A 9,254-nucleotide genomic window follows, 5' to 3' on the forward strand; every position below is an offset into this window, starting at 1 on the left:
GAAAGCATCGCTGCCGTTAAAATTCTCCTCGGGCGTGTAGGTCACGGTGCCGTCGTCGTTCACGGCCACCGACCCGTTGCTCCCCTGCGTTGCGCCGCTCACCGACAGGGCGTCGCCGTCCACATCGCTGTCGTTGGCCAGCACGTCGATGGTGACGGGCGTGTCCTCGGCGGTGGAGGCAATATCGTCGGCAGCCACGGGCGCATCGTTCACGCCGCCCACCGTTACCGTGACCTGGCCTTCGTCCTCGCCCTCATGGCCATCCTGAACCGTGTAGAAAAATATATCCTGGCCGGAGAAGTTGGGTGTGGGTTCATACAACAGGGTGCCGTCAGCCTGGATATGCACGATGCCGTTATGCTGCCGCACGTTCTTCACCGTAAGCGCGTCGCCATCCACGTCGATATCATTGGTCAGCACGTCGATGCTGATCTGGACGTCTTCGTTGGTGGCGGCCACATCGTCCACGGCCACCGGCGTGTCGTTCACCGCTGTGACGCTGACGTTGACACCCGCGCTGGCCGAGCCGCCGTTGCCATCGCTGACGGTGTAGCTGAAAGCATCGCTGCCGTTAAAGTTTTCATCGGGCGTGTAGGTCACGGTGCCGTCGCCGTTGTTGACCACCGACCCGTTGCTGCCCTGCGTGACACCACTCACCGAGAGGGCGTCGCCGTCGGGATCGCTGTCGTTGGCCAGTACATCGATGGTCACCGGCGTGTCTTCAGCCGTGCCGGCGTTGTCGTCCACCGCCACCGGAAAGTCGTTGGCCGCCCCCACTGAGATGGTGACCACCGCCTGGTCACTGGCCGTGCCGTCACTTGCCTCGAACGTGAAGGCGTCGTTGCCGTTGAAATTTTCATCGGGCGTGTAGGTAAGCAGCGGGGCTGTACCCGAGAGCTGCCCCTGATCGGGCCCCGCGATGATGCTGTAGCTCAGCGCGTCACCGTCCACGTCAAAGGCTGAGAGGGTGATGGCCACGCTCTGGTCCTCGCCGGTGGAGACCGCCTGTCCGCTGGCCACCGGTGCATCGTTCACTGCTGTGATGGTGATGGTTACATTGGCGCTGGCCGAGCCACCGTTGCCGTCGCTGATGGTGTAGCTGAAGGCGTCGCTACCGTTGAAGTTTGCCGCTGGCGTGTAGGTCACGGTGCCGCCGCCGTTGTTGACCACCGACCCGTTGCTGCCCTGCGTGACACCGCTCACCGACAGGGCGTCACCGTCGGGATCGCTGTCGTTGGCCAGCACATTGAGCGTGACGGCGGTGTCCTCATCGGTGGAGCCGGTATCGTCCTGGGCCACCGGCTCCCGGTTCGCCGGGCCCGCAGAGACGGTGACCACAACGACCCCTTCGTCGCTACCGCCGTTGCCATCGATCACCGTATAGAAAAAGTCGTCCACCCCCGTAAAGTTCGGCGTCGGTGTATAGAGCAGGCTCCCGTCAGCGTTGATGTGCACCGTTCCCCTGGCCTGCCGTGTATTCTGAACCGACAGGGTGCCGCCATCGATATCGGTGTCGTTGGCCAACACGTCGATCGTTACCGGGGTGCCCTTGGCGGTGGTGGCCTGGTCGTCCGCAGCCACCGGGTCGTCATTCACGGGGTTGACGGTAACATTGATCGCTCCGGTGGCGGTATCATTATCGTCCCCATCGCGCCAGGAAAGGGTGTAGCTGAATGCGTCGGCGCCGTTATAGTCCGCATTCGGCGTGTAGGTGATGGTGCCGTCGCCGTTATCGCTGGCGGTGCCGTTCCCAGGCTGGGTAATGCTCAGCAGTGAGACGTTATCATCACCCTCATCATCGTCGTCTTGATCCTTTTTCTTCCCCTTGCCTTTGCCTTTACCTTTCTTATCGTCATCGTCGTCTCCGGCTGGGATAACGCTGAACGTGACGGCGACGTCCTCGTCGGTGGTGATGGTCAGGTCGGCCGCGGTCCGTTCATCATCAGCCAGCACCAGGTTGGCGCCCAGCAGGCCTGCGATGACCGCAAACCGGAGCGTATATCGTAAAATGTTGGTCTTCATGATCTCAATTTTGTCCGCGTGCTAAGTCTAAACCTGCAACCCCGCCCGGTTTTCCGAGCTTCGGCCCAACGATACCCATTTTCATACCCCTGCTGCCGTGACAAATATCACAGCCCGGCACCCCTGTGACAAATCTCACAGGGATTTAGGCCTGCGGGTTACAGACCCTCGTCGGTCTCATATATCGGCCCTTATTAGGTTCCATTTGAGCCCCCCGGTCGCAAGCTGTGATATTCGTCACCCGGAGGGACAATTCCCGCTTAGGATTTAATACTAATCACATAACTGGGCTTTGCCAAGGAGAATGTTTCGAAAGGGTGATCGAGGTTCGATCTGCCGGAGAAACCGGCGGCCAGCCGCACGCCCCTGTGGGCGCCACGTCGCCACGGAGCGCCAGGCGTCTGGGTCGCTGGCGCGGCCTAGGCGGCAGGTGTGCCGGGGAGATCCGGCCTGCGCACCCTTGCGTTCCAGAAGTAGAACGTCAGACCCACCAGCAGCAGCCCGGCCGCCCCACCCACCACCTTGACGAAAAACCAGACCGGCGCCGCCGCCACCTCGCTGGGGATACTCGCCAGGACGATGGAGAGGGCTGTAGTGGCGAAGCCGATCACCCCCACCAGTCCCACGCCCAGCTTCCCTCCGGGGATCCGGAAAGCCGGCCTGGCTGAACCGGCCTCACGCCGTCGGAGGACCCCTACCGCCAGGAACAGATACAGGTACGGGATGAAGTACACAATGATGGTGGTGTCCACCAGGACCAGGTAGGCCTCCTCCAGCGAGCTGCCCAGAACACTCACCAGGATGAAAAAGCTGGCGCCCACACCCTGCACCAATAAGGCCACGTAGGGCGTTTGCCAGCGTGGGTGAAGACGCCCCAGGATGGGCGGCAGATGACGGTCCAGCCCCACCACAAAGGGTATGCGCGCGCTGCCGGCCAGCCAGGCGCCCAGGGCGCCCAGACCGGTTACCACGATGAGCAGCCCCACCAGACGGGTGAGCGGCAGACCCAGCTTGTCGCCGGTGCTGGCGATGATATCCACGATCCCCGTGACCAGGCTGGTGCCCTCGGCGGGCGAGATGGTCAGGACAGCCAGGGTACCGATTATGTAAATGCCGGCAATGATGGGCGCCGCCACCAGGATTGAGCGCGGCAGCGACCGTCCGGGATCACGCACCTCTCCTCCCATGATTACCGCCAGCTCCAGCCCGGCCAGCGCAAAGCACAGGCTCGACCAGAGGCCCACATTTGATTGGCTGATATCAGGCATGAGGGAGCCCTGGGCAAAGGGATTCCGGCCCCACCCGGCGGCCAGGGCGGCGCCAGCCAGAATGATCAGTATGGCAACGATAATCCAGGTGGCCGCTGCCCCTGCATTGTGGACCCACCGGCCGGTGCGCAGCCCCACGATGTTCGTGCCGATGGCCAGCCATAGCACGCCCAGGGAAAAACCCACTTGATAGAGCGGGTTGTCCGCCAGCCCCGCGTACTGGCGGCCCCAGATGTACACGGCGTTGCCGGCAATAAAGACGATGAGCGAGGGATAGTAGATCAGATTGTTCACCCAGTAGGCCCAGCCGCAGATAAAGCCGTGCAGCGGCCCGAATGCTTCCCGGGTCCAGACATAAATGCCCCCTTCCTCGGGGAGGCGGGAGGAGAGCTCCAGAACGGCCAGCCCCTGGGGAATGAAAAACAGCAGCACCGCCACCAGCCAGAGAATGATGGAGGATGGACCGATATTGGCGGCCGTGAGCAGCCAGCGCAGGCCGATGATGGCCACCACGTGCAAAAACACCAGGTCGCGGAGACCCATGACCCGGGGCAGCTGGACCGGCTGGCTCACGACGCCTGCTCCCGGCTGGGCTGTTCCCTTTCAGTCGCGCTTCGGGCGCGGGCGGTGGCGGGTTCCTCCGCCGGAGCTGCGGCCAGAGGGACGAAATGGCTTATGGTGTTGGCGTAGTAGCGGAGCAGTAGCAGCTCATCGGCGGCTGCGCGGTACAGGTTGCCATCTTCCAGCACCAGATGCCGCAGGGTGAGCATGCGTAATCCCACGCTAATAGCGTAATCCCGGTCGCTGCGGGGGATATAGACGTGGGCGCCCACGGCTTCCAGCTGGTCGATGAGCTGCTGAGCCCGGGCCTTCAGCTCCAGGTTTGAGAAGGTTTTCTCAGGTTGTTCGGTGAATACGTGGGCGATCAGCGCAACCGGCAAAACTGGAATCACCTGCCCCACGGCTGCCATCAGGTCCCTGGCCAGCTGCCGAATCCGCTGAATGCGCCTTTCCGGATCGTCTTCCATGAAATCCGGCGCCTGGGCCATAATATATTCACGCATGGAGATGGGCGTCCCCAGGTTGGCCGCCGCGTAGCCGAAGCGGTACCACTTGCCCTGCAGCATAAGCCAGATGTTGTGCGCAATGAACTTGAGCGCCGTCCGGATGCCAAACATGCGCGGCAGTTTCTCGGGATCGGGGTCGAGTTTCCGCAGCAGGGTACGGTCCTCCAGGACGCGGTCGAAGTTGAGGCCTACCGGGATGAAGACCATGTCCCGCTGACCCTGGGGATCAAAGTCTTCCAGCATATATTTCAACAGTCCCAGCTTGGGCTCCCGCATCGCGCCGTCCCGGGAGAGGCCCCCTTCAGGGAAGATGGCCTGCACCACGCCGGCCTCCGTTGACATCTGCACGTAGCGTGCCAGCACCCGGCGGTAAAAGGGGTCGCCCGAGCCGCGCCTGACGAAGTACGCTCCGGTGGCCTGGATCAGCTGCTGAAAGGGCCAGACCCGAGCCCACTCTCCCACGGCGTAGCTCAGCGCCACCCGGTTCACAGCCAGGTAGGATACCAGGATATAGTCCATGTGGCTGCGGTGGTTCATGACGAAAACCACGCTGGCGTTGGGGTCAACCTTGGCCAGCTGCGCCTCGTCGGCATAGCCCAGCCGCACCCGGTAGAGCAGGCGGGCGATGGTTTTGCTCAGCCAGCTGCCGACGCGAAAATAGATCAGAGCGTTAAAGGCCGGCACAATCTCCTTGGCATAGCGCTCTACTTTCTCCAGGGCCACTTCCCGCGGCACGTCGTGCTCCCGGCAATACTCATCCACCGCCGCCAGCACTTTAGGATCGTACACCAGCCGGTCGATGAGCACCTTGCGCTGGGTGAGCTTGAAGTCGGGCAGCTTCAGGTCCAGCCGCTGGTTGATCTCGGTGATCACGATGTTGACCCGCCGGCGGAAGTACCACCGCACGCTGGGCAGCAGCAGGCGGTCCAGCAGTGCCCAGGCAGCCAAAAGGCCGCCCGCCAGCAGCAGCCACAACGGCAGGGCAATCGGCTCGGTCAATCCATATCCGGTGCCGTGAAGGTCCCGGTGCGCAGGAAGTGGATCACCTGCTGGATCACCGGTCCGTGGTACATGATGAACGTATGGCTGTAGGGCACCACAATGTGGGCCGTCATGCCGTCAACTCTCGTCCGGTCGACAGCGATTATGCCATCGTCGGGGCCGGGAATAAGTCGTGAGAACAGCGGGTTCAGGCTCCGGTTGCCGGCGATGATGCCCAGCTCAAATGTCACCGGCCCGAGGCTGGCAATAAAACTATCCGCGCCCGTGGCCAGCTGCTGGCCGGCCGGCCCGTGGATCAGCCTGAACAACCGGGCGTTGCTGAAGCGGTCTGCCAGCTCCGCGCCCTGATTGGGCGGCGTCAGCATGACCACCCGTCCCAGATTAGGCAACGGGTGACGCTGCAGATAGCGGCGTACCACAATGCCACCGACGGAATGGGTGACGAAGTGCACCGTCGTGCCCGGCACCTGGCAGCAGCGGGCGACGATGTCGGCCAAAGCCCCGTCCACCAGCGTGTCAATGGAGAACCGGTTAGATGGGTAGGCCAGGTTGACGATGCGAAACCCTTCCCGCGACAAGCGCCGTTCCAGGCGTCTCAGCGAGCCGCGGGTGCGCGTAAGGCCGTGCAGCATGACCACAACTTCCTCGGCGCCAGCCATCGCGGGATGCTCACCGGGCTCCGACATGGTCCCTGGCCACGGCACGAGCGCGCACAGCGCGACAGACGCGAACTTGCCGTTCACGCTGCATCCGTCTCCCTTGTGGCCGTCCCAGCAGCATGCCTGTCATGCCGCGGTGGCGCACTCGCGCTGCTCCCGTTGCAACCTCATGGGAATGCGCCCTAAGCAGCCGGAGCGGCGGGATCAGCGTTGCGCGGCCAGCCTGCGAAGCCGATCTGGGCCGGCAACGCGGGGCGCCGTCAGATGCGCTCCTGAATGTTGCGGTTGGTGCTGTGCAGCTCTGCGGCGTGCCGGTCCACCATCATGGTGAGGTGACCGGTGATTTCCTCGATGAGGTCATCGCTGCGCTCCATGTACTCCCGGAGGAAATCGTTTCGTGAGGAGAGCCCGCGAATGTAGCGCCAGCCGGGCCACTTCTCATTACTGCGGGTGAAGCCGTCGTCCTTGAGCTGGGTCTGGAAGTTGCTGACCAGGTCGTCGGCGGCGGTGATGCCGGGCACCTCCGTCCAGGAGACGCCACCATAGACCGGCAGATAGGTAGGTCCGGCGTGCTGCTCGATGCGAAAGAGCAGGTGGAACTGCGCGGTCTGGTCGGCGGGCAGGATGCTGAGGCCGAAATAGCCCCTGGCGACGCTGTTCTCGCCGGCGAGATCGTCCAGCTGGACCTTCCAGGCACCCTCGGGAACGCGGCCCTCGACCGTCTCCGCCAGGCGCTGCCAGAAACGGGTGTGCAGCTGGTCCTTGGCATCGGTAAAGTGGTTCTCGATATCCAGCGCCAGGATGAAATTTTCCTTTTCCAGCAGGAAGTTGGTGATCTCGTCCTCGTAAGCGTCCATAGGTGGGCCTCCGTCAGAAATTTTGTATGACCTCAAGGTATTGGTGAATGGTTTCCCGCAGATGGGGGGCTGAAATGTCCGTCAGGGAAGCCTTGAGCAGTCCGGCAATCTCCCGGCGGTATGAGATGCGGTAGTAGGCGGCGCTGCCGGCGGTCTCTGATGCCTCACCGGTGGGCGTGAGGTAGAGCAGTGCCTGGGATGAATAGGTCTCCTGCTGCCCCTCCATCCAGCGGGCGTAGCGGGCCAGCTGATCAGGCTGCTCGTCGGCGTAAACCTTGTTTTCCAGCACCAGCAGGTAGCTCAGGCCGGGACACGCCAGCACGATATCCGGCGCGCCGTCGCCGATGTACTTGTGGGCCTCCACAAACCAGGGGTGGTCGGCGATGGCCTCCACGGGGGCGGGGAAGCCGGCGTGGCTGGCGGTGAGCGCGTCGATGAAGGCGTGCAGGAACAGGTAGCCCTGCCCGTGGGCGCCCTGGGGGCTGAGGAGGTCGGCGAGGAGCGGGGTGTGGACCAGATCCTCGCGGGCCTCCAGGTGCAGCACGTTGAACAGGTTGAAGCTGCGGGCCTGCTGGCGGTTGCGCTCCAAAGACTGTCCGATGAGGTCCTGAATGGTGGGCCGCAGGCGGCCGAAAGCCTCCTTGAAACTCTCCAGGCGGCGCCAGGCGTGGGCGTCCACCAGGTTCTGGTAGCGCTGGATGAAGCGGGCCACCGTCTCCAGGTCTTCGATCTTGCTGGCCCGGGGGGCCGGCGTGCCGTAGATGCCCGGTCCGGGGATGGGCTCGCTGCTCATGGTGCCTCGCGGCGCGGCTGACGGGACGGTGACTGCGTGGCTGCTGCTCCTGCTTTGACGCGTGCATGGATCATCAAGGGGCCACGGCAATGTATTCCGCCAGCGGCGGGTTTTCAAGAGGTTAATTGGGGGACGGGGCCGTTAGCGAGCCTCGGCGGTCAGCCATCAGCGATCAGCCATCAGCGGTCAGCCATCAGGTGTCAGACCGCCGGCGGGGCGAAGCGGGGTGAACCCCTCCCCCCCTACCAGGGTCACGGTCACCGATGGGAGAGGTGACCCAAACATGGCCCCAAAACGGCCCCGTGAGGCCGGGTGACCCCCCGCCTCCCGATGGATCGGGACAAGTTCCGGCGGGGTGAAACCCTACCCCCCTCTGCCGGTATCACGCTCACCGACGGAAGGGGTGATACCGAAGTGATACCAAGGTGATACCAAGGTGATACCGAGGTGGCCGCGCTGGGCCCCCGCCGTTGGCGGGGCGAAGCGGGACAAGTTGCGGGGCGAAAGCGCTATGTCAAAGAGCCGAGCGGGGGGAAAGGTAAGGGCTGCAAAGGCGGCGGGGAAGGGCGGGGGTTGACGCAGGGGGGGATGGGCTCGGCAGCTCGTAGGGCTCATATGTTGAATCACTGCCGCCTAACCTACTGTTAAATATCGACTTCATTTTAGGGTGGGGCCAAATTAGGCCCCTATTTCATATGTAGCAAAATCGGGCTATTTCAGCTATCTGGAGCTAGGGGACCGAGTTAGACTAAATTTGAAGCCACCGACTCTATTGGCAGTAGTTTTTGCTACCGAAAAAGCCTGTTCTTGCAATCCCTTGATTCCACCCCCAATTGGTAAGATTGCAGCCCACAGTTTATCGGCGCTCGTTATATCTGGGCGACACATCGCCGCTACTTCAGCAATTCCGTCCTGGTGGACTGGGTGTAGGCCGGCATTACAATGCGGGTGTTGGTGAGGGGAGTGCAACGAGATCCGTCCTCACAGCAGCCTTGGATACCGTCCTCCGGCTCCAGAAGCCATACTTCCACTCACCCAACAACCAACTCAATTACGTGTTAACTGAAACCACAAATACTAACTTTAAGAGTGGTCCAAACAATGGGGACAGGCCAATCATTCTTCATAAATAGTAGTTAGGCGTCGCGAACTTGACCAGCCAAAGGGGTGCTGACTATGGCAAACACAACGAAGACTGAGCTTGGTTCAGTGGTGTCCCTCTGGCGTTATCCCGTCAAATCTATGATTGGAGAGGAGCTGAATGCTGTCGAGGTCACCGACCACGGGTTGCTCGGAGATCGAGCCTATGCGCTCCGCGATCCGTCCAACGGCAAGGTCGTGAGCGCCAAAAATCCCCGAAAGTGGGCGAATCTGCTTGATTTTCGGGCTACCTTCGCCGAGTCCCCACGCGCTCAAGAGAAGATTCCCCCGGTCCGGATCACTCTACCGGACGGCGGCCGCGTTACTAGTGAGCAGAGGGACCTCAACGAGCTCCTGACGAACGCTCTTGGCCGTGAGGTGACGCTTGCGGCATCGGCGCCCGAGACGCCCAGCCTCGAAGAATATTGGCCGGATCTGGAGGGTCT

7 protein-coding genes are annotated in these 9,254 nt (G+C 62.5%); 1 reads left to right on the forward strand and 6 read right to left on the reverse strand.

Annotation, left to right across the window (positions count from 1 at the left end; all coding sequences use genetic code 11):
- The 6 genes from IH971_09730 to IH971_09755 all read right to left on the reverse strand — a co-directional run.
- A partial coding sequence (locus tag IH971_09730; GenBank protein ID MCH7498117.1) for a tandem-95 repeat protein occupies positions 1-2,022 on the reverse strand: 2,022 nt, incomplete at its 3' end.
- A 419-nt stretch (positions 2,023-2,441) separates the two neighbouring features.
- Positions 2,442-3,863, reverse strand: a complete 1,422-nt coding sequence (locus IH971_09735) for an amino acid permease (GenBank protein MCH7498118.1) — start codon at positions 3,861-3,863, stop codon at positions 2,442-2,444.
- The gene (locus IH971_09740; GenBank protein ID MCH7498119.1) at positions 3,860-5,356 is read right to left on the reverse strand and encodes a 1-acyl-sn-glycerol-3-phosphate acyltransferase; all 1,497 of its coding nucleotides are present in this window, start codon (positions 5,354-5,356) and stop codon (positions 3,860-3,862) included. The genes IH971_09735 and IH971_09740 overlap by 4 nt, the downstream gene beginning before the upstream one ends.
- Positions 5,353-6,045: an alpha/beta fold hydrolase gene (locus IH971_09745; protein MCH7498120.1), complete on the reverse strand. Its 693-nt coding sequence runs from the start codon at positions 6,043-6,045 to the stop codon at positions 5,353-5,355. Before IH971_09745 ends, IH971_09740 begins: the two co-directional genes overlap by 4 nt.
- A 233-nt stretch (positions 6,046-6,278) precedes the next feature.
- Complete coding sequence (locus IH971_09750) at positions 6,279-6,875, reverse strand: hypothetical protein (GenBank protein ID MCH7498121.1); 597 nt, start codon at positions 6,873-6,875, stop codon at positions 6,279-6,281.
- Positions 6,876-6,888: 13 nt separating this feature from the next.
- Complete coding sequence (locus tag IH971_09755; protein ID MCH7498122.1) at positions 6,889-7,668, reverse strand: PD-(D/E)XK nuclease family protein; 780 nt, start codon at positions 7,666-7,668, stop codon at positions 6,889-6,891.
- A gap of 1,176 nt (positions 7,669-8,844) precedes the next feature.
- On the opposite strand from IH971_09755, the gene IH971_09760 reads away from it, so the two are divergent.
- Positions 8,845-9,254: MOSC N-terminal beta barrel domain-containing protein (locus tag IH971_09760; GenBank protein MCH7498123.1), on the forward strand; the 410-nt coding region annotated here is incomplete at its 3' end.

Source organism: Candidatus Neomarinimicrobiota bacterium (assembly GCA_022560655.1).
Classification (GTDB): Bacteria; Fidelibacterota; Marinisomatia; order SCGC-AAA003-L08; family TS1B11; genus JADFSS01.

Excerpts from the sequence above, each read along its gene's own strand:
- IH971_09745 (MCH7498120.1), bottom strand. The coding sequence starts at position 6,045 with ATGTCGGAGCCCGGTGAGCATCCCGCGATGGCTGGCGCCGAGGAAGTT.
- IH971_09755 (MCH7498122.1), bottom strand. The coding sequence starts at position 7,668 with ATGAGCAGCGAGCCCATCCCCGGACCGGGCATCTACGGCACGCCGGCC.
- IH971_09750 (MCH7498121.1), bottom strand. The coding sequence starts at position 6,875 with ATGGACGCTTACGAGGACGAGATCACCAACTTCCTGCTGGAAAAGGAA.